23 protein-coding genes are annotated in these 24,967 nt (G+C 64.7%); 18 read left to right on the top strand and 5 right to left on the bottom strand.

All coding sequences use genetic code 11. The features are described from left to right. Nucleotides 1-62 precede the first annotated feature (62 nt). Nucleotides 63-1,796 carry a hydantoinase B/oxoprolinase family protein gene (locus PSAL_RS07180; protein WP_196941915.1) on the bottom strand — a complete coding sequence of 578 codons (1,734 nt, stop codon included), beginning with the start codon at nt 1,794-1,796 and terminating at the stop codon, nt 63-65. Between the two features lie 46 nt (nt 1,797-1,842). Beyond that, the gene (locus PSAL_RS07175; protein ID WP_119840742.1) at nt 1,843-3,903 is read right to left on the bottom strand and encodes a hydantoinase/oxoprolinase family protein; all 2,061 of its coding nucleotides are present in this window, start codon (nt 3,901-3,903) and stop codon (nt 1,843-1,845) included. Between the two features lie 269 nt (nt 3,904-4,172). Between PSAL_RS07175 and PSAL_RS07170 the strand changes: the two genes are divergently transcribed. From PSAL_RS07170 to PSAL_RS07140, 7 genes are all read left to right on the top strand, one after another. Continuing rightward, nucleotides 4,173-5,465, top strand: a complete 1,293-nt coding sequence (locus PSAL_RS07170; RefSeq protein WP_231388642.1) for a hypothetical protein — start codon at nt 4,173-4,175, stop codon at nt 5,463-5,465. A 148-nt stretch (nt 5,466-5,613) separates the two neighbouring features. Further along, entirely contained in the window at nt 5,614-6,975 is a 1,362-nt protein-coding gene (locus tag PSAL_RS07165) for an ABC transporter substrate-binding protein (RefSeq protein WP_231388641.1), read from the top strand. Nucleotides 6,976-7,027: 52 nt separating this feature from the next. After that, nucleotides 7,028-7,408, top strand: coding sequence for a VOC family protein (locus tag PSAL_RS07160; protein WP_119838372.1), 381 nt, complete (start codon nt 7,028-7,030; stop codon nt 7,406-7,408). A 7-nt stretch (nt 7,409-7,415) separates the two neighbouring features. Beyond that, entirely contained in the window at nt 7,416-8,354 is a 939-nt protein-coding gene (locus PSAL_RS07155; protein WP_119838371.1) for a branched-chain amino acid ABC transporter permease, read from the top strand. Further along, nucleotides 8,351-9,286, top strand: a complete 936-nt coding sequence (locus PSAL_RS07150) for a branched-chain amino acid ABC transporter permease (protein ID WP_119838370.1) — start codon at nt 8,351-8,353, stop codon at nt 9,284-9,286. The genes PSAL_RS07155 and PSAL_RS07150 overlap by 4 nt, the downstream gene beginning before the upstream one ends. Continuing rightward, on the top strand, nt 9,283-10,020 hold the full coding sequence (locus PSAL_RS07145) for an ABC transporter ATP-binding protein (protein WP_119838369.1): 738 nt from the start codon (nt 9,283-9,285) through the stop codon (nt 10,018-10,020). The genes PSAL_RS07150 and PSAL_RS07145 overlap by 4 nt, the downstream gene beginning before the upstream one ends. Beyond that, nucleotides 10,007-10,714 carry an ABC transporter ATP-binding protein gene (locus PSAL_RS07140; protein WP_119838368.1) on the top strand — a complete coding sequence of 236 codons (708 nt, stop codon included), beginning with the start codon at nt 10,007-10,009 and terminating at the stop codon, nt 10,712-10,714. The genes PSAL_RS07145 and PSAL_RS07140 overlap by 14 nt, the downstream gene beginning before the upstream one ends. Before the next feature lie 8 nt (nt 10,715-10,722). On the opposite strand, the gene PSAL_RS07135 is transcribed toward PSAL_RS07140, so the two are convergent. After that, complete coding sequence (locus PSAL_RS07135; RefSeq protein WP_331274421.1) at nt 10,723-11,214, bottom strand: MarR family winged helix-turn-helix transcriptional regulator; 492 nt, start codon at nt 11,212-11,214, stop codon at nt 10,723-10,725. Between the two features lie 87 nt (nt 11,215-11,301). Here PSAL_RS07135 and PSAL_RS07130 point away from each other — a divergent pair, with 87 nt between their 5' ends. From PSAL_RS07130 to PSAL_RS07120, 3 genes are read left to right on the top strand one after another with little or no spacing between them, the layout of a single operon-like run. Next, nucleotides 11,302-12,777 carry a 6-hydroxynicotinate reductase gene (locus PSAL_RS07130; protein WP_119838367.1) on the top strand — a complete coding sequence of 492 codons (1,476 nt, stop codon included), beginning with the start codon at nt 11,302-11,304 and terminating at the stop codon, nt 12,775-12,777. After that, nucleotides 12,777-13,643 (top strand): UPF0280 family protein, encoded by an 867-nt coding sequence (locus tag PSAL_RS07125; RefSeq protein WP_119838366.1) that lies wholly within the window; start codon nt 12,777-12,779, stop codon nt 13,641-13,643. The genes PSAL_RS07130 and PSAL_RS07125 overlap by 1 nt, the downstream gene beginning before the upstream one ends. Beyond that, complete coding sequence (locus PSAL_RS07120; protein ID WP_119838365.1) at nt 13,636-14,214, top strand: amino acid synthesis family protein; 579 nt, start codon at nt 13,636-13,638, stop codon at nt 14,212-14,214. The genes PSAL_RS07125 and PSAL_RS07120 overlap by 8 nt, the downstream gene beginning before the upstream one ends. Before the next feature lie 54 nt (nt 14,215-14,268). Here the strand turns inward: PSAL_RS07120 and PSAL_RS07115 are convergent, their stop codons facing one another. Beyond that, nucleotides 14,269-15,315: a ketopantoate reductase family protein gene (locus PSAL_RS07115; RefSeq protein WP_119838364.1), complete on the bottom strand. Its 1,047-nt coding sequence runs from the start codon at nt 15,313-15,315 to the stop codon at nt 14,269-14,271. 351 nt (nt 15,316-15,666) lie between these two features. On the opposite strand from PSAL_RS07115, the gene PSAL_RS07110 reads away from it, so the two are divergent. The 3 genes from PSAL_RS07110 to PSAL_RS07100 all read left to right on the top strand — a co-directional run bounded on the left by PSAL_RS07110 (nt 15,667) and on the right by PSAL_RS07100 (nt 19,029). After that, the gene (locus PSAL_RS07110; protein ID WP_119838363.1) at nt 15,667-17,838 is read left to right on the top strand and encodes an anthranilate synthase component I; all 2,172 of its coding nucleotides are present in this window, start codon (nt 15,667-15,669) and stop codon (nt 17,836-17,838) included. A 277-nt stretch (nt 17,839-18,115) separates the two neighbouring features. Next, nucleotides 18,116-18,436, top strand: a complete 321-nt coding sequence (locus PSAL_RS07105; RefSeq protein WP_119838362.1) for an H-NS histone family protein — start codon at nt 18,116-18,118, stop codon at nt 18,434-18,436. 230 nt (nt 18,437-18,666) lie between these two features. Next, nucleotides 18,667-19,029 (top strand): YigZ family protein, encoded by a 363-nt coding sequence (locus tag PSAL_RS07100; protein ID WP_408004205.1) that lies wholly within the window; start codon nt 18,667-18,669, stop codon nt 19,027-19,029. Here the strand turns inward: PSAL_RS07100 and PSAL_RS07095 are convergent. Further along, entirely contained in the window at nt 19,026-19,643 is a 618-nt protein-coding gene (locus PSAL_RS07095) for a TetR family transcriptional regulator C-terminal domain-containing protein (protein ID WP_119838361.1), read from the bottom strand. The genes PSAL_RS07100 and PSAL_RS07095 overlap by 4 nt on opposite strands. Before the next feature lie 256 nt (nt 19,644-19,899). Here PSAL_RS07095 and PSAL_RS07090 point away from each other — a divergent pair, with 256 nt between their 5' ends. The 5 genes from PSAL_RS07090 to PSAL_RS07070 all read left to right on the top strand — a co-directional run bounded on the left by PSAL_RS07090 (nt 19,900) and on the right by PSAL_RS07070 (nt 24,897). Continuing rightward, nucleotides 19,900-21,150 carry a Zn-dependent hydrolase gene (locus tag PSAL_RS07090; RefSeq protein WP_119838380.1) on the top strand — a complete coding sequence of 417 codons (1,251 nt, stop codon included), beginning with the start codon at nt 19,900-19,902 and terminating at the stop codon, nt 21,148-21,150. A 119-nt stretch (nt 21,151-21,269) separates the two neighbouring features. Then, entirely contained in the window at nt 21,270-22,730 is a 1,461-nt protein-coding gene (gene hydA, locus PSAL_RS07085; RefSeq protein WP_119838360.1) for a dihydropyrimidinase, read from the top strand. Between the two features lie 10 nt (nt 22,731-22,740). After that, entirely contained in the window at nt 22,741-23,523 is a 783-nt protein-coding gene (locus PSAL_RS07080; RefSeq protein WP_408004204.1) for an ABC transporter ATP-binding protein, read from the top strand. A gap of 40 nt (nt 23,524-23,563) precedes the next feature. After that, on the top strand, nt 23,564-23,986 hold the full coding sequence (locus tag PSAL_RS07075) for a GNAT family N-acetyltransferase (protein ID WP_231388640.1): 423 nt from the start codon (nt 23,564-23,566) through the stop codon (nt 23,984-23,986). Continuing rightward, nucleotides 23,983-24,897, top strand: a complete 915-nt coding sequence (locus PSAL_RS07070) for an ABC transporter permease (RefSeq protein ID WP_119838357.1) — start codon at nt 23,983-23,985, stop codon at nt 24,895-24,897. Before PSAL_RS07075 ends, PSAL_RS07070 begins: the two co-directional genes overlap by 4 nt. Nucleotides 24,898-24,967 lie beyond the last annotated feature (70 nt).

Raw genomic sequence — 24,967 nt, 5'->3', positions numbered from 1 at the left:
GCTGCCCCCGCCGCCGCTGCGCGACGGCTCCCCCGGGATATTTGGAACAGGGAAACCGGGGGTCAGGCACGCAGGGCGGCGGTACGGGCGCTGTCAGGTTGGCCTTCTGCGGTCAGGGCAACGGCGAAGAGCGCCTCGGCCTGGGCGGCGGTGTACCGGCCGAGGCGGACATCTTCGGCAACGAGGTGGGGCGGGCGGGTTCTGGGGTCGCCATAGCCGCCGCCACCGGGGGTGCGGACATGGACAACATCGCCGGGGGCCAGAGGGATGTCCTGTTCCTTGGAAAGGTGTTCAGGGACATGGGTGCGGCCGTTTCGGTGGATCTCGACACGGTTGGGCAGGCCCGGTGTGCCGCCCATCGTGCCCGGTGGGCCGAAGCGGCCGTGGTCCATGACGAAGCTGGCCGTTGCCGCCCCCCGCCGCAGTTCCAGCGCATAGTCGAGGCCGAAGCCGCCGCGATGGTAGCCCGCCCCACCGGAGCCTTCGTGCAGGGCGTAGTGGCGGTAGAGGACGGGAAACTGCGCCTCCATGATTTCGACCGGAGGGGCCTTGGAAATGCCGATGGTCGAGCAGCCGTTGGACAGCCCGTCGTGGTCGCCATTGCCCCCGTAGCCACCGCCCGAGATCTGATACATGACGAAATCGCGGGCCTTTTCGGGGTCATGGCCGCCTAGGGCGAAATTGCCCGAGGTGCCGGCCGGGGCGGCTGTGACGCGATCAGGCAGGGCCGGGGCGAGGGTGAGGAAGACCGCCTCGGCGATGCGCTGGCTGACTTCGGCGGCGCAGCCCGAGACCGGGCGGGGATATTGCGCGTCCAGAAAGGTGCCCTGGTAGCCGGTGATGGCCAGCGGATCGAAGGCGCCGGCGGAAATCGGCACCTCGGGGAAGATATGGCGCATGGCGAGGTAGACCGAGGAAAGCGTCGTCGCCAGGACCGAGTTCATCGGGCCCATGCAGGGCGCGGAGGATCCGGTGAAGTCGAAGATGGCCTGATCGCCCCGGCGGGTCACCGCAAGGCGGATTTCCAGGGGTTCGTTCACCACCCCGTCGCTGTCGAGGAAGGCCGAAGCCTGATAGCGTCCCTCGGGGAGCAGGGACAGGCAGGCGCGCATCTGCGTTGCGGCGCGCTGGCGCAGTTCTGCAATGGCGCCCGATACGGTGGCATCGCCGTAACGGTCCAGCAGGGCGGTCAGGCGGTCGGCGCCGACCAACAGGGCTGCCGCCTGCGCCTTGACGTCGCCGATGCGCTGGTCCGCGACGCGGATGTTGGAACAGATGATCTGGTAGATCTCTGTATCCATCTCGCCCTGTTTGAACAGCTTGACAGGGGGCAGGCGCAGGCCTTCCTGTTCGACCGAAGTGGCCGAGGCGGAAAAACCGCCGGGAACCGTGCCGCCGGTATCCGGCCAGTGGCCGGTATTGGAGAGCCAGCAGAAAATCTTGCCGTTCCGGTAGAAGGGCGTGACAAACCGCACATCCATCAGGTGCGTCCCGCCGAGGTATGGGTCGTTGACGATGTAGATATCGCCCGGCTGCGGAGCGGCTGTGATGCCGTCGCGGATCCGTTCGGTCAGCACGCGGGTGGAATATTGCATCGTGCCGACGAAGACCGGCAGGCCTTGGGTGCCCTGGGCGATCAGGGCGCCGTCTTCGGCCGCGTAAATGCCGTCGGACCTGTCGTTCGCCTCGGCGATGACGGGCGAGAAGGCGGCGCGGGAGAAGGTCAGGTCCATCTCGTCGCAGACCTGTTGCAGGCCGGCCTGTATGACCGAAAGGGTCAGGGGATCAAGGGTCATTGCGAGGTCTCCGGCGTCGGGAATTCGGTGGATGGGGTGGCAGGGATCATGCCGCGCCCCCTACGTGGATCACGATATTGCCGATCGCATCCTGGGTGACGCTGTCGCCGGGCGGGACAAGGGTCGTGGTGTCCATCTGTTCCAGTATCGCCGGGCCGTCGAAGGCAATGTCCAGTGGCAGATGATCGCGGCGCAGGAGGGGCGTGTCGTGCAGGACGCCGTCAAAGCGTACAGGCCGGGTGCCGCGCTGTGCCTCGGCCAGGGTCGGTTTGCGCTCTGCGGCCGGGATGAGCGTCGCGGGGTCAAGGGCGCGGCGGCTGCCGATGACCGAGGTATTTGCATTGACAACCGCGGCGCGGATCGTGTCGAGCCGGGTGCGGAAGCGTTGCCAATAGACCTGCTCAAAGGCCTCTTGCAGGGCCTCGCGGGTGATTTTCGGCCCCTTCAGGGTGACGCGCAGCAGGTGGGTCTGGCCGATGAACTGCATGTCGAGGCTGTGCAGAACAGTGATCCCGGTGACCGAGACCTGTTCGCCTTCGATCAGGCGGCGGCCTTCTTCAGCCTGCGCGGTCAGGGTCGCGGCCAGGTGATCCATGTCGAGCGCATCCAGCGGGGTCGCCAGGGTGCGGGTGAAATCATGACGCAGGTCGGCCACCAGACAGCCGAGCGCATTGGTGATGCCGGGGCGCGCGGGAACCAGCACCTTCGGCACGCCCAGTTCGCGCGCCAGGGCGGCGGCATGCAGGGGACCGGCGCCACCAAAGGCGAAGAGGGCGAAATCACGCGGATCGGCGCCAAGCGACAGTGACACCATGCGGATGGCCCCGGCCATCTTGATATTGGCCAAGTGAATGACTGCTTCGGCGGCTTCCTCGGGGGACAGGCCAAGCGGTGCGCCCAGGCGTTTTGCAAAGATGTCGCGTACAGTTTGCAAAGTGACCCCGCCTTCGACGGATTTCAGCCGCGACGGGTCCAGCCGCCCCAGCAGCAGGTTGGCATCCGAAATCGTCGGCTCCGTACCGCCGCGCCCGTAGCAGATCGGGCCGGGGCTGGCGCCGGCGCTTTCGGGGCCGACCTCCAGCAAACCGGCGGCATTGACCCGCGCGATCGAACCGCCCCCGGCGCCGACGGTACGCACATCGACCATGGGCACATGGATCGGCATGGCATATTCGACCTCGATTTCGTTCGAGACGGCGGGTTGCGCATCCCGGATCAGTGCCACGTCGGTCGAGGTGCCGCCCATGTCGTAGGTCAGAAGGTCCGGCATCCCGGCAGCGCGGCCGGTGAAGGCGGCGGCCATGACGCCCGAGGCGGGGCCCGACATCACGGTGCGCGCGGCTTCGCGGGCGACGCGACGGGCCGAGACCATGCCGCCATTGCCGTTCATCACCAGCAGTTCGCCCTTGTAGCCACCGGTGGCGAGGCTGCGGGCCAGGTTCTGGGCATAGAGATCCAGGATCGGCTGCACCGAGGCATTGACCGCCGCAGTCACGCCGCGCTCATATTCCCGGCTTTCCGACAGCAGGGCATGGCCGAGGGTAATATAGTTGTTGGGCCAGAGGTCACGCAGGATCTCGGCAGCGCGCAATTCATGGGCGGGATTGCGATAGGCATGAAGGAAGTGGACGACCAGCGAGGTGCAGCCCTTGTCGATCAGCGCCTTTGCCGCCTTGTGCAGCGCGGTTTCGTCCAGCGGCGTGACCACGCGGCCCTCGGCATCCATGCGCTCGGGGATTTCAAGCCTTAGATCGCGGGGGATGAGGGGCTTGAAATCCCCCTTCATCCCATAGGCTTGCGGGCGTGTGCGGCGGCCGAGCTCAAGCACATCGCGAAACCCTTGGGTCGTGATCAACCCAGTGCGTGCCAGCTTGCGTTCCAGCACCGCGTTGGTGGTGGTCGTGGTGCCATGGACGATCAGCGCCGTGGCGGGCAGGTCGGCGCCCGCCTCTTCGAGCGCGTTCATCACCCCGCGCGACTGGTCGTCCAGCGTCGAGGGCACCTTGGCCAGGCGGACCGCGCCGGTGGCCGGGTCCATCAGGATGAGGTCGGTGAAGGTGCCGCCCACATCGACGCCGATGACCGCTCCGCCTGTCTTTTCGTTCATGTCCGTCCCCGGTTGGTAATATATGTGTGCAAATGATTTTCCGATGGGCAGCCTGCTGTCAATCCACCCCGTGCCGGATGGGTGGGATCATTCGCCGGTTGCCTCCGGAACAGGCCGTGGTCAGGATTGCCGCCGGCGCAGGATGACAGGCAGGGACGGGGCGGACATGGGTAAAGGGCAGAACTTCCGGATGGGCGCGGTGGCGACGCTTGCGGCGGGGACGGCGGGGGCCGGGGGCGGCGCTGGCCCATGCCTCGGAAGGAGGGGTTGTGCTGTTGTTGCCGACCGACCTTTACATTGCCGGCGGGGTGGCCAGCGTCGTGGCCACGGTGTTGCTGATCCTGCTGCTGCCCGATCCCTGGGCGCGGGCCATGTTCCGGCCCATCGCCGGCATGCGGGCCGTGATGCGGGCCTCGGGGCGGGCGCGCTGGTCGGTGCTGACCTCGGGCCTGTCGGCGCTGCTGCTGGTCTGGGCGCTGATCGAAGGGGGGCGGGGGTCTCAGGACCCGACCCACAACCCGCTGCCATTGCTGATCTGGACGGGCTGCTGGGTGTTCCTGTTCGCCGGGCAGGGTGTTCTGGGGGACCTCTGGCGCTGGCTCAGCCCGTTTCGCGCGCCACTGGCCTTGTTGCGGCTGGTCGGGCTGCGACCCCTGCTGCGCTGGCCGCGCGCGCTGGGGCATTGGCCGGCGTTGCTGGTCTGGCTGGCGTTTTCGGCGCTGCTGATGATCGACATCGCCCCGACCGATCCCGACCGGCTGGCGCGTATCGTGGCGGGATACTGGGTGCTGACCCTGCTTGGGTGCCTGATCTTCGGGCCGGTCTGGCTGGCGCGCGGTGAAGGGATTTCGGTTGTCCTGCGCCAGTATGCACGCCTCGCCCCGCTGCGCCGCATCGGCGGGCGCCTACGCATCGGCATGCCGGGTTGGGGCCTGGCCTCCGGCCCGCGACCGGGCTGGTCGCTGGCGCTTCTGATGCTGGTCCTGCTGGGCACGGGCAGCTTCGACGGGTTGAACGAGACCTTCCGCTGGCTGTCCTGGATCGGGGTCAATCCGCTGGCCTTCGAAGGGCGCAGTCAGGTGATTGCCGAGAACGCCGTCGGGCTGGCCCTGGCAATCGCGCTGCTGGTCGCGGCCTATGGGATGACCATCCAGGCGGGGCTGGGGTTGATCGGGGATCAACGCTTTGGTCTCTATTTCCGCGCACTGGCCCCGGCGATCCTGCCGATCGCCTTTGCCTACCACCTGGCCCATTACCTGCCCGTCGCCCTGGTCGAAGGCCAGTATTTCGCCGATATGATCAGCCATCACCTTGGTGGGCCGGAAATCGAGGTCACCACCGGCTTTCTTTTCGTGCCCGCAAAGGTCCGGCTGCTGTTCCTGGCGCAGGCGGGCGCCGTGGTGCTGGGCCATATCCTTGCCATCCTGATGAGCCATACCATCGCCTTGCGCCTGACCGGAGATCACGCGAAGGCCGTGCTTTGCCAGACGCCACTGGCCCTGTTCATGATACTCTATACGCTTTTCGGCCTCTGGTTGCTGGCCTCGCCACGCGGCGCCTGATCCTTGGGCAGAGGCGAAAAAAGAATGTGTGCAAACGAGTTTCCGGCTCAGGAGAATCTGGACAGGTCTGTTGGCGCACCTACAGACTGAAACGCAGGGTCAGCGTAATAAGACCGCCATAACCATTCTCAACAGGGATTGTCCGATCATGAGCGACATGAACAAGAAGACCAGTACGGCAACCGGCGCAGGGGATCTCTCCGGTCGGGGCAAAAGCGTTGAAAACAAGGATCTTGCCGCCGGGCCGACGCGCCGTCAGGCGCTGAAGACGCTGGCCGCCGGGGCCGGCGCGGCGGCGACCATGCCGCTTTGGTCGCGCTATGCCTCTGCCCAGAGCGCCGAACCGATCCGCATCGGTTTCGGCAAGCACGCCACTGGAATCGGCGCCGCCTACGGGCGCTGGTACGACCGGACATCGGTCGCGGCGGTCGAAAAGATCAATGCCGAGGGCGGGATCAACGGCCGCATGGTCGAACTGGTGACCGAAGACGATGGCACCGATCCCCGCCGTGCTGCCGAACTGCTGGAAAAATTCGCCAGCCAGTCGAATTGCGACGTCGCCTTCGGCACGCTGTTCAGTCATGTGGTCATCGGCGCCGCCCCGCGCGCCGCGGAACTGAAGCTGCCCTATTTCGTCGCCTCCGAGGGGCACCACGTTGCCAGCGGCATGTTGAACCGCTGGACCATGCAGCCCGGCATCACGGATGTGAAAAGCCAGGTCGTCGCCATGGCCCCGTTCATCACCGACATGCTGGGCAAGAAGGTCACCATGATCTTCCCCGATTACGGCTTTGGCTATGATCACCGCGACAACCTCATTCCGGCCATCGAGGCTCTGGGTGGTGACGTCGTCGCCAAGATCGCCATTCCGCCGACCGAGACCTCCTTTACCAAGTACTTCCCGCAGATCCCGCGCGAGACCGAAGTGATCTATCACGTCATGGTCGGCCCCGCCGTTCTGACCTTCGTCAAGGAACTGGGCGAGTTCTTCGGCCCGTCGCGCCCCGAGATCTTTGGCTTCATCGACTCGCTCGAAGCGGTGGATCTGAACTCTCCGGGTCTGGAATTCCTCGACGGGACCTATCTGTGGGAAGGCATGCCGCGCTACCTGCAACCCGAGGCGCCCGCCTATGTCACCGCCTACCGCGATGCGGTCGGGCTGGATGAAAACGGTGCCAGCACCAGCGATCCCAGCGATGTGTCCACGGCCGCGCATATGTTCGCCTGCTGGGAAACCCTGCATGTGATCAAGGCGGGGATGGAGGCGTCGGGCTATCAATCCACCGACGACCGTCAGTCGCTGATCGAAGCGGTCGAAGCCATGACCGAGATGCCCGCCGGGCCGGATCATCCCCAGGGCGACAAGCTGTTCAACGGCAAGACCCACCAGGCCTTCGGCCCGCAGTACATCTCCAAGGTCGAAAACGGAAAGCTGTCGCTGGTGCATACGGCGTCGATCGAGGATACGCTTTATCCCGACGAGGTGGATTACACCACGATGAGCTTCTGAACAGGCCCTGACCCGCGTGGTCACGCGCCCCGGACAAAGGACGAATGTGATCATGCGGGTACAGCCCTTTCTGATGTTCCAGGGAACGGCGGCAGAAGCCGCCGAGACCTACGCCGGGCTGTTCCCGGACGGCAGTTTCCGGATCGAACAGGCCGGACCCGACGGCGAGGCCATGTTGCTGAAGGTCTCGATCGGCGGGCAGGATCTGTCGTTCCTGGAAAGCCCGGTGCCGCATGCCTTCGGCTTCACGCCGACCTTCTCGCTGAAGGTGGATTGCGACACCCGGGCAGAGGTGGATCACCTGTACGGGGCGCTGATCGACGGTGGATCGGCACTGATGGAGCTGGGCGAATACCCGTTCAGCCCCTGGTATGGCTGGCTGACGGACCGTTTCGGCCTGTCCTGGCAAATCGGGATTTCCCCAACGGAATAAGACTTACATGGAATTCGGACCCTACCTTTTGCTCGCCTGTCTCGAAGGCGCGGTGCTGGCGGCTGTGCTGGCCCTGATGGCAAGCGGCCTCAGCCTTGTCTTCGGGGTGATGCGGGTCGTGAACGTCGCCCATGGCGAATTCTACATGCTGGGCGCGGTGGTCGCCTGGGCCGTCACCTCGATGATGAGCAGCGCGCTCGGGACCGGCGCGGGGGTGAATTTCATCGCCGCGCTGATCCTGGCGCCGCTGCTGGTGGGGGTGCTGGCCGCCGGGGCGGATGTGCTGATCCTGAAGCGCCTCGATTACGACCCCGAGCGGACGATCGTGGCGACCATCGGTCTGCTTTACGTGATCCAGCAGGCGGTGCTTATGACCTATGGCGCGGATGCCCGCCCGGTGGTCGCGCCCTTCAACGACCGTATCGCACTGCCCTGGATCGAATGGACCGAGACGGGTCTGGGTCTTTATTACCCCTGGGGGCTGTCGACGACCTCTTACAAGCTGTTCGTGATCGTGGCGGCCGTGGTCCTGATCGTCGCCCTGCGGTTGTTCATGACCCATAGCCGCGCCGGGCTGATCATGCGCGCCACCCAGCTGGACGGAGAGATGGCCACCGCCTTTGGTATCCCGGTCGAACGGGTCTATGCCGTGGTCTTCGGCGCAGGCGCTGCGCTGGCCGCGCTGGCCGGGGTGCTGATCGTGCCGATCCAGCAGGCGCATTACCTGATGGGGGGCGACGCGCTGTTGCTCAGCTTCATCGTGGTGATCATCGGCGGGCTTGGCAGCCTGGCCGGAACGGTCGTCGCCGCGGTGCTGATCGGGATGAGCGATGGCATCATCTCGGTCTTCTTCTCGCCCACACTGGCCAAGATCATCGCGACACTTCTGGTGGCGCTGGTGCTGGTCTTTCGCCCGCAGGGCCTGTTCGGAGCCAAGCAACGATGAGCCGCAAGGACTGGAGCCTGCATCTGGGGCTGGTCATCGCCCTGTTGGCGCTGAACTGGATTCTGCCCACCTATCACCACGGGGTCTTTGCCCGGATCATGGTCCTGGCGGTCTTCGCCATGGGCTACAATATCGCCTTCGGCTACACGGGCCTGCTGAGCCTTGGCCATGCGATGTATTTCGCCGCCGGCATGTACGGCACGGGGCTGGTGGCGCTTTATACCGATGTCGGGGCGATCCCGGCCTGGGGATTCGGCCTGATCTGCGGGCTGGCGCTGGCGCTGGTGACGGGGCTGCTGGCCCTGCGCACGGCGGGCGTGTCGTTGATGATCGTGACGCTGATGTTTGCGCAGGCCTTCTACCTCGGCATCCTCTACTTCGGGGACATCACCCATGGCGACGACGGTTTTGTCGTGCCCGACCACGCCCGCCAGATTGCCGGCCATGCGCTGAGCGATGCGGGCCTGCGCTACCTGATCGCCTGGGGGCTGTTCTCGGCCGTGCTGATCGCCACGCTCTGGGTCGTGCGCGCGCCCTTCGGCCGGGTCTTCGTCGCGATCCGCGAGAACGAGGAACGCACGCGCCTGCTGGGCTATGACACCAACCGGCGCAAGCTGGGCGCGCTGGTGATCTCGGGCGGGATCTCGGCCGGGGCGGGGGCGGCCTATGCGCTGTTGTTCGGCTACGTCGGGGCCAGCTTTGCCGGGGTGCAATATTCCATCCTGCCGCTGCTCTGGGTCCTGCTGGGCGGGGCGGGGACGGTGATCGGGCCCTTCATCGGCACGCTGTTCATGTACTACCTCGTGGACTATGCGACCGGGATCACCGATGCCTACATGCTGATCGCGGGGCTGGTGCTGATCCTGCTGACGCTGTTTGCGCCGCGCGGCATTGCCGGTGGACTGCGGCGCCTGTGGAAGGACCTGCCATGAGCGATCTGATCCTCGAAACCACCGGGTTGGGCAAAAGCTTTGACGGGTTGCGGGCCAATCACGACATCACATTTGCGTTGCCCCGCAACCAGATCCGGGCGCTGATCGGGCCGAATGGCGCGGGCAAGACCACCTTCGTGTCGATGCTGATCGGGCGGCTGGTGCCGACCGAGGGCAGCATCCGCTTTGACGGGCGCGACGTGACGGGCATGGCAGCGCAGGACCGGGTGCGGGCAGGCATGGCCTATACCTTCCAGATCACCAGCGTCTTTGCCCGGCTCTCGGCCTTCGAAAACGTCGCCCTTGCGGCGCGCCGTCGCCTTGGCCGGGACCGCGCGGCCGTCGCCGCGGAGGTCGCCCATGCGCTGGCCCGCGTCGGCCTGGCCGCGCGCGCCGACACCATCGCGGGCGATCTGTCCTATGGCCATCAGCGCCTGCTGGAAATCGCCATGGGCCTGGCACAGGACCCCCGCCTGCTGATCCTTGATGAGCCCACCCAGGGTTTGGCCGAGAACGAGATCGCCGGTTTCAAGACCCTGATCCGGGAATTGGCGGCCGAAACCACCATCCTGTTGATCGAACACAACATGTCTGTCGTCATGGAACTGGCCGACCGGATCACGGTGCTGAACTTCGGTCAGATCCTGGCCGAGGGCAGCCCGCAGCAGATCCACGACAACCCGGCGGTGCAGGCCGCCTATCTTGGAACGGGGGTGGCCGATGCTGAAAATTGAGGCACTGACAGCCGGATATGGTCAGGCCATGGTGCTGCGCGACGTTCGTCTTCAGGCCGAAGCGGGCGAGATCACGGTGCTGATGGGGCGCAACGGCGCGGGCAAGACCACCCTGATGAAGACGATCATGGGGCTGGTGGCCGCACGCAGCGGGACGGTCACGCTGGACGGGACCGACCTTGCGACCCTGCCGCCGCACCGGGTGCCGCGTCAGGGCGTCGGCTATGTGCCTCAGGGTCGGCGGCTGTTTTCGGAACTGACCGTGGCCCAGAACATCGAAATCGGCCTTGGTGCCGGACCATCCGATACGGCCACGCGCGCGGCCAGCCGTGCCGAGGTGCTCGAGATCTTTCCGCGTCTGCGCGAACGCATGGGTCAGCGGGCAGGGACCCTGTCTGGGGGCGAACAGCAGATGCTGGCCACCGCGCGGGCCCTGTGCCTGCGGCCCCGGCTGCTGTTGCTGGATGAGCCGACAGAGGGGCTTCAGCCCTCGATGATCGAACAGATCCGCCAGGTCATGCTGGCGATGCGCGACAAGGGGCTGGCGGTGCTGCTGGTCGAACAGCGCATCGACGCGGTGCTCAGCCTCGCGGACCGGGTCGAGGTCATCGAAAACGGACGCAATGCCGAAACCTTTGCCCGCGCGGACCTCGCGGGCGGTGAAACCCGCCTGCGCGCCCATCTGGGCGTGTGATCAGCGGCTCAGCACAGTTTCAGCAGCAGGTTGACCAATTGCTGCTGCTCGGCCTCGCTGAGCGGCGCCAGGGTTTCCGAGGTCACCGCAATGGCGGCGCGGGTCGTGCGTTCATAGACCGCGCGGCCTTCTGCGGTGGGGGACAGGTAGTGGCGGCGGCGATCTTCGGGATCGTTCTTGGCCTCGACCAGCCCGCGGGCGCGCAGGCGGTCGGCGACCCCCTTGATCGTCGCGGCGTCCATGGCGACCGACCGGCCCAGGGCGTTCTGGGATGTCGGCCCCATCTCGCATAGTTTCGCCAGCGCCGCGAACTGGGTCGAGGTCAGATCCGGCACCAGTTGCGAAAAGATGGACAGGTGGCGTTGCGTGGTGCGCCGCAGGAGAAACCCGACCTGCGCTTCCAGACGGTAGGCATTGGCTGCCTTATCCTTGAACTCATAATGCATGATCGAGGTATCCCGATCCGCGGGGCGGATGGCAAGGGTGAAAGAGATTGACACGGGCGGGTCACCTTGCTCAAAATCCATTTGCATACCAACGATAATTGCGGATCCGAAGTGGTTCGCGGCACGGCAGGAGAGAAGCATATGGCAGCGGTCGACAAGGTCAGATGTGACGCCTGCCCGGTAATGTGCTTCGTGGCCGAAGGGCGCACAGGTGCCTGTGACCGCTATGCCAATGAAAACGGCCGGATCGTGCGCTGTGACCCGGTCACATTGCTGGACCGCCGCATCGCCGATGGCGGCGAAATCCGCCCGTTTCTGAGCAGTGACTGGGATGGCAGCCTGTCGGGCGGCGACCTGTTCGTCTCGGGCGTCGGGGCGGGGACGACCTATCCCGATTTCAAACCCGCTCCCTTCATCGTCAGCCGCGAGATCGAGGGCGTCGATACGGTGACCGTGGTGACAGAGGCGATCTATTCCTATTGCGGCGCCAAGGTGAAGATCGACACCGACCGCCATATCGGGGACGAACGCGCCGTGGTGCGGGCCGGGGGCGAACCCATCGGCATGGTGATGACGGCTGAATACGGATCGCAGATGCTGTCGCTTGGCGGGGTCGATCACCTTACGGGGGGCAGCAAGCCCGAGGGGCGCGCAACCTGTGACGCGCTGATGCGGCTTTGCAATGGCGCGGCGGTCGAATTGCAGATCGACGGCGGATCGACGGTGATCGTTCAGGCGGGCCAGGCGCCCATCGTCGATGGCGCGCGCGAACAGCGGATGCGGGTCGGCTGTGGCTCTGCCACCATCGGCATGTTCGCAGCCCAGTGGCAGGGCCTCGTGGATGAAGTCGTGGTGGTCGATGACCATATCACCGGCGTCGTTTCCGAACATCAGGCCGGCAAGGTCATCGGCTGGCCCGATACCGGCATCCGCATCAAGGGGCGGAGGTCCACACCGGGGCGCTATTTCCAGGTCGCGGAGCCGGGCCTTGGCTGGGGCGGCACCGACATCGTCGATCCACTGAGCATTCTCGGCGATTGGCTGCCCAGGAAAGGCGCGCGTCCGGGGCTGACCCTGCTGATGGTTTCGACCACCGGGGAACATGCGGAATATTTCGTCCTGGGTGATGACCTCGTGCCGCAGCGCCGCCCGATGCCGGCGGATCTGGCCCCGACGGTCGACCTGATTGCCGAGAACTGTGAACCGGCGCTTTGCACGGTGATGTTCTGCGCCGGGGCGGGGGGGTCGCTGCGTGCCGGGGCGACGACCAACCCGGTGCGCCTGACCCGCGCGGTGCAAAGCGGGATCGCGAAGGTGACCCTTGGCGGCGCCGAGGCCTTTCTGTGGCCCGGCGGGGGGATCACGGTCATGGTCGATGTGCTGGACATGCCCGCCGACAGCTTTGGCCATGTGCCGACCCCGGCCATTGTCGCGCCGCTGGAATTCACCATGCCACGCGCCGATTACCTTGCCCTCGGGGGCTATGGCGCGGCGATCCGGCCTTTGGAGCAGGTGCTGGTAGAGGGCGGCGAATACGGCAGCGAATTCCGCGCGCTTGGGCCGAAGGATCGGCAGGATGATGAGACGGGTCCCGACAGCGGATCGGCGAACGACTGATGCAGGCGGCGCTGCTTCCCGATGGCCAGCGCCTGCATCTGCAGGCTGGTCCGATCGACCTGGTGATCCGGGCCGAGGGGCCGCACCGCCCGGCTTGCTACCGCGCTGCCATGACCCGTTTCGACGGGTTGCTTGAAGAACTGGTTGCCGAATTGCCTACCCTGCGCCGTCCGGATGGAGTGCCTAAAGGGCCTGTCGCGCAAGGCATGGCAGCGGCCGTTGCGCCCTTTGCGCCCGATTTCATCACCCCAATGGCCGCCGTCGCCGGAGCCGTCGCCGAAGAAATTCTGAGCGTTATGGCGGCGATCGCCCCTGAGGCGAAGCTTTGGGTGAACAATGGCGGCGACATCGCCTGGCACAGCCCGACGGCTGAAATGCGGCTGGCCATGGCGGGCGGCGTGGTTGCGGTGCCTGCCGACAGCCCCTGGCGGGGTTGCGCCACTTCGGGGCGGGGCGGGCGCAGCCTGTCGCTTGGCATTGCCGATGCGGTGACGGTGCTGGCACGCGGGGCCGCCGAGGCCGATGCCGCCGCCACCATGATCGCCAACCAGGTCGATCTGCCCGGCCATCCTGCGGTGCAGCGCCAGCCTGCGCAGGACCTTGCCCCGGACAGTGACCTTGGCGCGCGGCTGGTGACGGTGGGTCTAGGCGCGCTGACCCCGGCAGAGATCGCCTTGGCGCTGGAGCGGGGGCTGCGCTACGGTGAAATCCTGCGGGACCGGGGCCTGATCGGTGCCGCTTGCCTGACCCTGGGCGGGCAAAGCCGGACCATCGGTCCCCTTGACCTTGGGTCCGCGATCCTCAACAGCCCGACCCAGACCACCCCGATGTTGCAAATTGCAGAAATGGAAAACGAGCATGGCTGACTTCACCCTGCGCAAGACGATGATCTTTCTCGAGGAAACCCTGCATGACGGCGGCCCGGATGCGGCACCCCGCCAGCGCGGCGCGATTGTCGCACTGGTCAAGAACCCCTTCGCGGGCCTTTACCAGCAGGACCTGAGCGGCGCGATGGATGACCTGAAACCGCTTGGCCTTGCCATGACGGACAAGCTGATCGCGGCCATGGGCGGGACCGATGGCATCGACGGCTACGGCAAGGCGGCCATGTGCGGCACGGACGGGGAATTGGAACATACCGCGCTGTGGCATGTGCCCGGCGGCTATGCCATGCGCGAACGCCTGGGCGAGGCGCTGGCCATCGTGCCCTCGTCGATGAAGCAGGGCGGACCGGGCACCCGGATCGACGTGCCGCTTGGCCATATCAACGCGGCCTATGTGCGCAGCCATTTCGACGCGATGGAGGTCGGCCTGCCCGAAGGTCCGCGCGCCGACGAACTGCTTTTCGCCCTGGCGATGAGCCGTGGCCCCCGCATCCATTCCCGCATGGGCGGGCTGGAAGTCGACCAGATCTCGAAGTTCGACGGTCTGCGCTAACCCATCAGTCCCGGCGGGGGGCGACCCCCGCCGTTTCCCCGCCGTCGCCCCCGCTCAGGCGTTGCCAAAGCGGTTCCGGTCGATGGAGCGCAGAAGCGCCGTGACAAGCTCCAGGTTCGGACAGTCGATGCCATGGCTGCGCGCCACGGCGATCGCGGCGGCGAAGATCGGGTCGATCTCCATCGGGCGGCCTGCTTCGAGATCCTGCAGGGTGGAGGGCCGGATGTTCAGCGTGTCGCGGGCGACCTTGGCGCGCTGTTCGGGCCCATAGGGAAAGACCGCGCCCTCGGCGAGGCCGGTCTGGTGGACCTCGGTCATGATGCCAAGGGCAAGGCGGAACAGGGCCGGGTCGGCAAGCGCCTCGGTGATCGTCGCCTGAGCCAGCGCGCAGGTGGAATTCATCCCGGCATTGCCCATCAGCTTGGTCCAGATCGCGTTCTGGTAGGGCTGGGTTTCCTGAACTTTCAGCCCGGCGTTTTCCCAGATCGTGGCCAGCCGCGCCACGTCGGCGCGATCCTGACCGGGCAGGCGGCCGATATCGTAATAGCCGTCGTTGTTCACAGTGATCAGGCCGGGTTCGGCCACGAAGGCGCTGAGAAAGGCGATGACGCCGATGGCACGTTCCGCCCCGACCTCGCGCCAGAGCACGCCGCCGGGGTCGACCTCTTCAGCGCCTCTGGTGCCGCCGGCGCCATCGGAGATCGGATACCACCAGGGCACACCGTTCACGATGCTGCCGACGCGGGTATGGGGTTTCAGCAGGCCGCGGATCTTGCCCGCCATGGCGGGAAGCTGATGCCCCTTCAGCGCCGTGATCACCAGATCCTGAGGCGGCAGGTCGGCGGGGTCCTCGACGGCCCGAACGGTCAGGGCGCGTGCCTCGGGGCGTGCGGGCGTGATCTGGCGCAGCCCGCCCGACTGGATCGCCGCCAGATGCGCGCCCCGCGCCACGACCGAGACGCTGGCGAGCCCGCTTGCCGGACCCTTCTCCAGAAGCGCCTCGGCGAGAGAGGCCGCGACCGCGCCGCCTATCGCGCCGGCCCCGAGAATCGTGATCGACAGGGGGCCTTCGGGCAGGGGCGGCAAAACGGTCTGGGACATCGGGAAATCCTTGCAATGAAACGTCCGCCATGGTGTCGCAGCTTGCGCGGCGCATCGCAAGTTTGCGTCGACGCCGCCTCGCGACACGGGCGGATTTACAAGGGCGGCGTTGCTTGGTACATCACACTGCCCGAGGGTGCCGACCGCCATGGTCCATCACGGGGTGCGAAGATCGAACCGATGACAGGAACGGTATGACCGGGATGCGATGGCGAGGAAGCATTTGATCTGGCGATGGTGAAGCCATCGCCCCGTTGTCACGACTCCCCCAAGATCCGGCAACCTGCCGCGCAGGTGCCAGCACAGGCTGGCCGCGACCCCGGTGTTGCCCCCGCATAGAGACATATCAAGATGACCGACCTCACTTTCCAGACCAAGGGGGGTGTCACTGTCACCCGCCGCGAACTGCCCGCGACCTACATGACCGACACCGATGCCCTGGCCAAACGGCTGGATTCCCATCGCGGCGTGTTGCTGTCGTCGAACTACGAATATCCGGGGCGGTATACCCGTTGGGATTTCGGTTTCGACGCACCGCCACTGGTGATCGAAAGCCGGGGTCGCGACATGCGGATTGCCGCCCTGAACGCACGCGGCGAGGTGCTGCTGAAGATCGTTGCGCCCTGCGTGCAGGGCCTGGACGCGGTCGCCGAGGCGCGGGTTGCCGAGACCGAGATCATCCTCAAGATCCGCGAACCCGAGCGGGTCTTCAACGAAGAGGAACGCTCGCGCGCGCCGTCGGTCTTTTCGGTGCTGCGGGCCATCGTGGCGCTGTTCTTTTCCGAAGAGGACGGGCACCTGGGGCTTTATGGCGCTTTCGGCTATGATCTGACCTTCCAGTTCGAGCCGATCGATTTCCACCTGCCGCGCCCCGACGATCAGCGCGACCTGGTGCTGTTCTTCGCCGATCACATCCTGGTCGGGGATCACTATTCGACCTCGGCCATGCGGTATCAGTATGATTTTGAAAAGGACGGCCTGAACACGGTCGACATCCCCGGCGGCAGTGCTGCCGATCCCTTTGTCAAAGGTCCCGAAGATCTGCCGCGCGGCGATCATGCGCCGGGGGAGTACGCCAAGCTGGTCGTTTCGGCCAAGGAAAGCTTCCGTCGCGGCGACCTGTTCGAGGTCGTGCCGGGACAGGTTTTTTACGAAGCCTGCAAGGACAGCCCTTCGGCCATTTACGAGCGCCTGAAGAAGATCAATCCGGCCCCCTTCGGGTTCATCATGAATCTCGGGGATCAGGAATACCTGGTCGGGGCCAGCCCCGAGATGTTCGTTCGCGTCACCGGACGCCGGGTCGAGACATGTCCTATCTCGGGCACCATCGCCCGTGGCAAGGATGCCATCGAGGACAGCGAACAGATCATGAAGCTGCTGCAGTCCAAGAAGGATGAAAGCGAGCTGACCATGTGTTCCGACGTGGACCGCAACGACAAGAGCCGCGTTTGCGAACCCGGCTCGGTGCGGATCATCGGACGCCGCCAGATCGAGATGTATTCGCGTCTGATTCACACGGTCGATCATATCGAAGGCCGGTTGCGCGCCGGGATGGATGCCTTTGATGCCTTCCTCAGCCACACCTGGGCGGTAACGGTCACCGGCGCGCCCAAGCTCTGGGCGATGCGCTTTATCGAGAAGCACGAAAAGAGCACGCGGTTCTGGTATGGCGGGGCCGTGGGTGCCGTACAGTTCAATGGCGACATGAACACCGGCCTGACCCTGCGCACCATCCGGATCAAGGACGGCGTTGCCGAAGTGCGCGCCGGGGCGACCCTGCTGAACGACAGCGATCCCGATGCCGAAGAGGCCGAGACCGAGCTGAAGGCCAGCGCCATGCGCGCGGCCATTCGCGGCGACGTGCGGGTCAATGACGGGGCAGGGGATGGCACACGGCTGCCCAGGGGCAAGGGCCGGCGGATTTTGCTGGTCGATCACGAAGACAGCTTTGTTCATACGCTGGCCAATTACTTCCGCCAGACCGGGGCAGAGGTGATGACGACCCGCAGTCCCTTGGCCGAAAAGGTCCTCGAGGAATACAAGCCGAACCTGATCGTATTGTCGCCGGGCCCGGGGAAGCCGTCGGATTTCCAATGCGCCGAAACGATAAAGCGCGCATTGGATCGCAATGTGGCGCTATTCGGCGTCTGCCTGGGATTGCAGGCCATTTCCGAATACTTTGGTGCTGAATTGCGCCAGCTTGATGATCCGATGCATGGCAAGCCGTCGCGGATTGCAATCAAGGACCCCGGCCTTGTCTTTGCGGGCCTGGATGAACAGGTAACGGTCGGCCGCTATCATTCGCTATACGCTGCAGCGGAAAGTATGCCGGGCGAGGTTCGGGTAACGGCAACAACTTCTGATGGAATTGTCATGGGGATTGAACATCGCGATCTGCCCATTGCAGCCGTCCAGTTCCATCCGGAATCCATCATGTCGCTCGGGCAGGATGCGGGAATGCGGATCATCGAAAATGTGGTGGAGCGTCTCGGCATCAAAGACAAGGCCGATGTGCTGCTCTGATATTGACGTTTGGTTAACTAACGTCATTTAAATCATTCTGCGCCAGTGGTCAGAACCTGGCATCGCGATTTGAATTGCGGTGTCGGGGCCTTATTTGCATGGCGCGCAGATGCAGAAGGCGGGCCTCAAGCTTTCCGCCTATGCGATGACAGGTGATTTCTTGCCGATATAGAAGGGGCATTCAGATTTTTTAGCTTGTTCAATGGGGGAATGGCATTGTATCTGGCGTCATTTGGGAAATGCCATTTCATTTCCTGTCACTGAAGGAAGTAGGACTATGCTTGATCTTGATTTGGACGCCATGGATCTTGGCGACCTGAAGAAATTGCAGGCCAAGGTTTCCAATGCCATCAAGACCTATGAGGATCGTCAGCGCAAAACTGCCCTGGCCGAGCTCGAGGCGAAGGCGGCGGAAATGGGCTTTTCCCTCGCAGATCTGACCGGCCAGCCCGGTCGCAAGTCCAAGGTGAACCCACCGAAGTACCGCAATCCTGAAGATGGCACCCAGACCTGGAGCGGCCGCGGTCGTCAACCGGCCTGGATCAAGGATGCCCTGGCCAAGGGTGAATCTCTCGATCAGTTCCTGATCGTGAAGTAAGAAACGGGGCCTCCGCACGGGTCCGGCGAGATTTGCCCAGGGCGAGAAGACAGTTTTTCGCCCGGCATGTAAGGACAAAGGGGCCCCCGCGGCCCCTTTTTTCTTGGGCGGGAGAGGGGGCGGGATGAATGGGGCTCTGCCCCGTCTCCGTGCCGGAGCCTCCCCGGGATATTTGGTACAGGGAAACCGGGCGGGGTGGTGCGGAGGCCCGGCGCGTGGCAGGGGAGCCCATGGCGGATTTGCGGATCATCGAAGCGGTGCTGAGCGACCGGGGGTCGAAGTATGCGGTGGCGGGCGGCCCGGCGGGCAGTCGCGCGGCAGCGGAGGCGCTGGTGAAGCAGCTGAAGCGGCGTAAGAAGTTTGCCAAGGCGACGCATAATTCCTGGGCGGTTTTGCTGCCCGATGGCCCGCTGAAGGCGGACGACGGCGAATCCGGGGCCGGAATGGTGATTCTGCGGATGCTGGAACGCGAAGGGCTGGAGGGGCACCTGATCGTGGTGACGCGCTGGTTTGGCGGCACCCATCTGGGCGGAGACCGGTTTCGCCATGTGCAGGCTTGCGTGCGCGCCTACCTTGAAGAGATCGGCCCTTAGGGCGGGGTCAGCATCCGGGTGAACATCTCTGTCAGATAGGTCTCGGCTTCGGGGAAGGGGTCGGGTTTCTTGGGGCCGAGGATCGCATGGATCTGGACATCGTAGTCGGCGTAATGCTGGGTCAGGGACCAGATCGAAAAGATCAGGTGATAGGGGTCGGCGCGCGCGATGCGACCCGAGTTCATCCAGGTGGTGATGAGGGCGGCCTTGTCGTCGACAAGGTCCTTGAGGTCGCTGGCCAGCAGGTCGAGGATATGGGGCGCGCCCTGCAGGATCTCGTTGGCGAAGAGGCGGGATTCGCGGGGGTGATCGCGGCTCATCTGCAGCTTGCGCTGCAGGTAGGTCAGGATTTCATCGAGCGGTTCGCCGGCAGGATCCACGTCGCGCAGCGGGTCGAGCCAGGTGTCCATCAGGGTCGACAGCAGGTGCCTGTGGATCGCCTCCTTGGTGGGGAAGTAATAGAGCAAATTGGGTTTTGAGAGGTTTGCTTCGCGGGCGATCTGGTCGACCGTCGCGCCCCGAAATCCGTTGGCCGAGAAGACGCTGAGCGCGGCATCCGAGATGAGCTTGATGTTCTTGCGCTGGATCCGGGTTCGCGCAACGGGCTGGTTCATTCTGTCATCCTGTTCATCCTTGCGCGAAGATCACGCGGCTGGGGTATGGGGCGTGGCAAGCTGATCCCGGTTCACCTTCTTGCGAGGTACGGGCGAGTGCTGATGGAATAATCAGCGGGGGGCGGTCGTGTAGCGTCATGGGGCGGACGCGGCGGCGATTTTCTTGACTGGCCTTTGGGCTCTGCTAGCGTGGCTTTGACCAAAAGGTCAAAAGGAATGCGTAAAAAGTCAAGGAGCCAGTGACATGTCAGCACCGCTGTCAGCACCCGGAGAGAATTTCAGGATCGATGGGGATCGGCTGTGGGACAGCCTGATGGAAATGGCGCAGGTCGGCCCCGGGATCGCCGGGGGGAACAACCGCCAGACCTTGACCGACGAAGATGCCGAAGGGCGGGCGCTGTTTCAGGATTGGTGCTTGGCGGCCGGATGTACGATGGGCGTCGATACGATGGGCAACATGTTTGCGACGCGGCCCGGGACGGACCCCGACGCGCTGCCGGTCTATGTCGGTTCGCATCTCGATACGCAGCCCACGGGCGGCAAATACGACGGTATCCTCGGGGTGCTTGGCGGGCTTGAACTGGTGCGGACGCTGAACGATCTGGGCGTGAAGACGAAACGCCCGATCGTCGTGACCAACTGGACCAATGAAGAGGGCACGCGCTATGCCCCTGCGATGCTGGCCAGCGGAGTCTTTGCGGGCATCCATACCGAAGATTGGGCCAAGGCGCGGGTCGACGCCGAGGGCAAGGCCTTTGGTGACGAGCTGAAGCGGATCGGCTGGGAAGGCGATGAACCCGTGGGTGCGCGCAAGATGCATGCCTTCTTCGAGCTGCATATCGAGCAGGGGCCGATCCTGGAGGCCGAGGGCAAGGACATCGGGATCGTGACGCATGGTCAGGGCCTTTGGTGGCTGGAGGTGACGCTGACGGGCAAGGATGCCCATACCGGCTCCACCCCGATGAACATGCGGGTCAACGCGGGTTTGGGCATGGCGCGGATCACCGAGTTGGTGCATCAGATTGCCATGGAGGCCCAGCCTGACGCGGTCGGGGCCATCGGTCAGGTCAATGTCTATCCTAATTCGCGCAACGTGATCCCCGGCAAGGCGGTCTTTACCATCGATTTCCGCAGCCCCGAGCAGGAAAAGCTGGATGCGATGCGCGCCCGGCTTGAAGCGGAGGCACCGAAGATTGCCGAAGAGCTTGGGCTTGGGATTGCCATCGAGCCGGTGGGGCATTTCGATCCGGTGACCTTCGACGAGACCTGCGTGGGCGCGCTGCGGGATGCGGCCGAACGTCTGGGCTATTCGCATCGCGACATCGTCTCGGGGGCGGGGCATGATGCCTGCTGGATGAACAAGGTCACACCGACCGCCATGGTGATGTGCCCCTGTGTGGACGGGTTGAGCCACAATGAGGCCGAGGAAATCACCAAGGATTGGGCCAAGGCCGGGGCGGATGTGTTGCTGCACGCGGTGGTCGAGACCGCGGGGATCGTGGCGTAACGCCGATTGCGGGGAATTCAGGGGGCGCTGCCCCCCAACGCGCAAATTGAAATTTGCGCATTGTCCCCCGGGATATTTCCGACAGGGAAACAGCCGGGGTCAGAACAGGGAGACAAACGATGAGCAAGGTTATCAAGGGCGGCACTGTCGTCACCGCGGACCGTCAGTGGAAGGCAGATATCCTCGTCGAGGGCGAGGTGATCAAGGAGATCGGGCCGGATCTGAAGGGCGACGAATATGTCGATGCGGAAGGGGCCTATGTGATTCCCGGCGGGATCGATCCGCATACGCATCTTGAGATGCCCTTCATGGGGACGACGGCTGCGGAGACGTTTGAAAGCGGCACCTGGGCGGCGGCGACCGGCGGGACGACCATGCTGGTGGATTTTTGTCTGCCTGGGGCGGATGGCAGCATCAAGAACGCGATCAACGAATGGCATCGCAAGAGCGCGCCGCAGATCTGTTCCGATATCGGTTACCACATGGCGATCACCGGCTGGAACGAGAGCATCTTTGACGAGATGAAATATGCCGTGGACAACGGCGTGAATTCGTTCAAGCATTTCATGGCCTACAAGGGCGCGCTGATGGTCGAGGACGACGAGATGTTCGCCAGTTTCGCGCGCTGCAAGGAATTGGGTGCACTGCCCATGGTCCATGCGGAGAACGGCGATCTTGTCGATCTGATGCAGAAGAAATTCCTGGCCGAGGGCAAGACCGGGCCGGAATGGCATGCGCGGTCGCGCCCGCCTGAATTCGAGGGCGAGGCAGCCAACCGGGCAATCACCATCGCGGATGCTGCCGGGACGCCGCTTTATATCGTGCATGTGTCCTGCGAACAGGCGCATGAGGCGATCCGGCGCGCGCGCCAGAAGGGGATGCGGGTTTACGGCGAGCCGCTGATCCAGTTCCTGACGCTGGATGAAAGCGAATACCTGAACACCGACTGGAACCACGCAGCGCAGCGCGTGATGTCGCCGCCGTTCCGTGGCAAGGAGCATCAGGATGGCCTGTGGGCCGGGCTGCAGTCGGGCTCCCTGCAGGTCGTTGCCACCGATCATGCTGCTTTCAGTACCGAGCAGAAGCGCATGGGATTACAGGACTTTACCAAGATCCCCAACGGGTCCAACGGGTTGGAAGAACGGCTTGCGATGCTTTGGACCTATGGTGTCGAGACCGGGCGCCTGACACCCGAGGAATTCGTCGCGGCGACCTCGACCAATGTGGCGAAGATCCTGAATATCTATCCCCGCAAAGGTGCTCTGGTGCCGGGCGCGGATGCGGATATCGTGGTCTGGGATCCGAAGATCTCCAAGACGATCTCGGCGAGCAATCACCATTCGATCATCGATTACAACGTCTTCGAGGGCAAGGAAGTGAGCGCCCAGGCACGCTATACCCTGTCGCGGGGCGAGGTGATCTGGGCCTGGGGGCAGAACAGCCAGCCGCAGCCGGGACGCGGACGGTTCGTGCCACGCCCTGCCTTCAGTTCGGCCGCGAAAGCGCTGACGAAATGGAAGGAGCTGAATTCGCCGCGCTCCGTGCAGCGTGATCCGCTGAATATTCCGGCCGGGATTTAAGGTTAGAAACGTGGTGCAAGTACCTGTGATCGAGGCGAAAAGCCTTGATCTGACCTTCGAGACGAATGACGGGCCGGTGCAAGCCCTGAAGGATGTCAATCTGGCCATCGGCAAGGGCGATTTCGTCAGTTTCATTGGGCCTTCGGGCTGCGGCAAGACGACATTCCTGCGTTGTATCGCGGCGCTGGAAACCCCCACCGGTGGGGCCCTGACCGTCAATGGCATGACCCCCGAGGAGGCCCGCAAGGCGCGCGCCTATGGCTATGTCTTCCAGGCAGCAGGGCTATATCCCTGGCGCACCATCGCCGGGAACATCCGCCTGCCTCTGGAGATCATGGGGTTTTCCCGCTCTGAGCAGGCCAAGAGGGTGGAAAAGGTGCTGGACCTCGTCGATCTCGCGGGCTTCGGCAAGAAGTTCCCCTGGCAATTGAGCGGCGGGATGCAGCAGCGCGCCAGCATCGCGCGGTCCCTGGCTTTCGATGCGGATATCCTGCTGATGGATGAACCCTTCGGGGCGCTGGACGAGATCGTGCGCGATCACCTCAACGAGGAGCTGCTGAAGCTTTGGGCGCGCACCGGCAAGACCATCGGCTTCGTCACCCATTCGATCCCCGAAGCGGTCTATCTGAGCACCAAGATCGTGGTGATGAGCCCGCGCCCCGGACGGATCACCGATGTGATCGACAGCCCCTTGCCGAAAGAGCGCCCGCTGGACATCAGGGACACGCCGGAATTCCTTGAAATCGCTCAAAGAGTTCGTGAAGGTCTGCGGGCGGGTCATGCCTATGACTAGTTCTGTGACGGACCCGGGGACTGACCCGTTAACCGACCCAGTGACGATCCGCCGGGCGCAGGCCGATGACGTGGTGGCCTGCGCTGCCGTGGTCGATCAGTGGATCGAGGCGACCGACTGGATGCCCCGCGACGCCAGCCGGGACGAACTGGAAACCGGCATCGCCGCTGCCCTGCCAAAGCGCGAGATCTGGGTCGCCGGCGACCCGGTCGAGGCCTACCTGTCGCTGGATCCCGAAACCCTGAAGATCGGTGGCTTTTATTGCGCGTATCCCGGCCGGGGTGTCGGGCGGGCGCTGATGGACCGGGTGAAGCAGGGGCGCGATTTCCTTTGGCTGCATACTCATGCGCCAAATGAAGCCGCGCAACGGTTCTACCACCGCGAAGGCTTTGTGGTGACCGGGTCCTACCTGCCCACGCCGCCCGCGACGCTGACCGAGATCCGGATGGAGTGGCGGCCATGAGGCGGCTTGCTCCGGTTCTTGTCGTGGTCGCCGTGCTGGTCGGGCTGTGGTACCTGGCCTGCGTGCCGATGAACATCAAGTTGGGCCTCAGCATGGCCGAACGGCAAGGCGCCGTCGTCCACCCCGAGGGCAATGCAGCCCGGCGCGACATGCCCGCCGTGGCTCTGGCGATCGGGAACCCGGCCTATTGGGGGCAAAGCTGGTCTCAGCAGAAACCGCGTCTTCCGGCCCCGCATCAGGTGGTGAACGAGCTTTGGAAAACCACCATGCAGGTCGCACCGACCAGCAAGCGCAGCCTGGTCTTTCACGGCTGGGTGACCCTGTCGGCGACCGGTCTGGGGTTCCTGATCGGCTCGACCATGGGGATTCTGCTGGCCATCGGCATCGTGCACAGCCGCGCCATGGACATGAGCGTCATGCCATGGGCCATTGCCAGCCAGACGATCCCGATCCTGGCCATTGCGCCGATGATCATCGTGGTGCTGGCCTCGGTCGGGTTGCAGGGGCTGGTGCCCAAGGCGCTGATCAGTGCCTACCTCAGCTTCTTTCCGGTGGTGGTCGGCATGGTGAAAGGGCTGCGCAGCCCCTCGCCGATGGACCTCGACCTGATGCGCACCTGGAGCGCAACGCGGACCCAGACCTTTGCCAAGCTGCGGATGCCGGCTTCGGCGCCCTACCTGTTCGCTTCGCTCAAGATCGGCGTCGCCTCGTCGCTGGTCGGGACCATCGTGGCCGAACTGCCGGCCGGTGGCGGCCAGGGGCTGGGCGCGCGCCTGCTGTCAGGCAGCTATTACGGACAAACGGTGCAGATCTGGGCGGCGCTGTTCGCCACGGCGATCCTTGCGGCGGGGCTGGTGTCGCTGATCGGTGCCATCGAACGCAATGTATTGAAGCGGATGGGGCTGGCATGATGAACATTTCATTTGCCGCAGGGCAGGACCGCGCCGCGCAGTCGCATCGCGCCTGCCTGACGGACCGGGA

It is taken from the genome of Pseudooceanicola algae (genome assembly GCF_003590145.2).
In the GTDB taxonomy this organism is placed as follows: Bacteria; Pseudomonadota; Alphaproteobacteria; order Rhodobacterales; family Rhodobacteraceae; genus Pseudooceanicola; species Pseudooceanicola algae.
This window is presented reverse-complemented; position numbering and strand designations above follow the sequence as displayed.

Coding starts and splice junctions, on each gene's coding strand:
- PSAL_RS07180 (WP_196941915.1), bottom strand. CDS start 1,796: ATGACCCTTGATCCCCTGACCCTTTCGGTCATACAGGCCGGCCTGCAA.
- PSAL_RS07175 (WP_119840742.1), bottom strand. CDS start 3,903: ATGAACGAAAAGACAGGCGGAGCGGTCATCGGCGTCGATGTGGGCGGC.
- PSAL_RS07165 (WP_231388641.1), top strand. CDS start 5,614: ATGAGCGACATGAACAAGAAGACCAGTACGGCAACCGGCGCAGGGGAT.
- PSAL_RS07160 (WP_119838372.1), top strand. CDS start 7,028: ATGCGGGTACAGCCCTTTCTGATGTTCCAGGGAACGGCGGCAGAAGCC.
- PSAL_RS07155 (WP_119838371.1), top strand. CDS start 7,416: ATGGAATTCGGACCCTACCTTTTGCTCGCCTGTCTCGAAGGCGCGGTG.
- PSAL_RS07150 (WP_119838370.1), top strand. CDS start 8,351: ATGAGCCGCAAGGACTGGAGCCTGCATCTGGGGCTGGTCATCGCCCTG.
- PSAL_RS07145 (WP_119838369.1), top strand. CDS start 9,283: ATGAGCGATCTGATCCTCGAAACCACCGGGTTGGGCAAAAGCTTTGAC.
- PSAL_RS07140 (WP_119838368.1), top strand. CDS start 10,007: ATGCTGAAAATTGAGGCACTGACAGCCGGATATGGTCAGGCCATGGTG.
- PSAL_RS07130 (WP_119838367.1), top strand. CDS start 11,302: ATGGCAGCGGTCGACAAGGTCAGATGTGACGCCTGCCCGGTAATGTGC.
- PSAL_RS07125 (WP_119838366.1), top strand. CDS start 12,777: ATGCAGGCGGCGCTGCTTCCCGATGGCCAGCGCCTGCATCTGCAGGCT.
- PSAL_RS07120 (WP_119838365.1), top strand. CDS start 13,636: ATGGCTGACTTCACCCTGCGCAAGACGATGATCTTTCTCGAGGAAACC.
- PSAL_RS07115 (WP_119838364.1), bottom strand. CDS start 15,315: ATGTCCCAGACCGTTTTGCCGCCCCTGCCCGAAGGCCCCCTGTCGATC.
- PSAL_RS07110 (WP_119838363.1), top strand. CDS start 15,667: ATGACCGACCTCACTTTCCAGACCAAGGGGGGTGTCACTGTCACCCGC.
- PSAL_RS07105 (WP_119838362.1), top strand. CDS start 18,116: ATGCTTGATCTTGATTTGGACGCCATGGATCTTGGCGACCTGAAGAAA.
- PSAL_RS07100 (WP_408004205.1), top strand. CDS start 18,667: ATGGCGGATTTGCGGATCATCGAAGCGGTGCTGAGCGACCGGGGGTCG.
- PSAL_RS07095 (WP_119838361.1), bottom strand. CDS start 19,643: ATGAACCAGCCCGTTGCGCGAACCCGGATCCAGCGCAAGAACATCAAG.
- hydA (WP_119838360.1), top strand. CDS start 21,270: ATGAGCAAGGTTATCAAGGGCGGCACTGTCGTCACCGCGGACCGTCAG.
- PSAL_RS07070 (WP_119838357.1), top strand. CDS start 23,983: ATGAGGCGGCTTGCTCCGGTTCTTGTCGTGGTCGCCGTGCTGGTCGGG.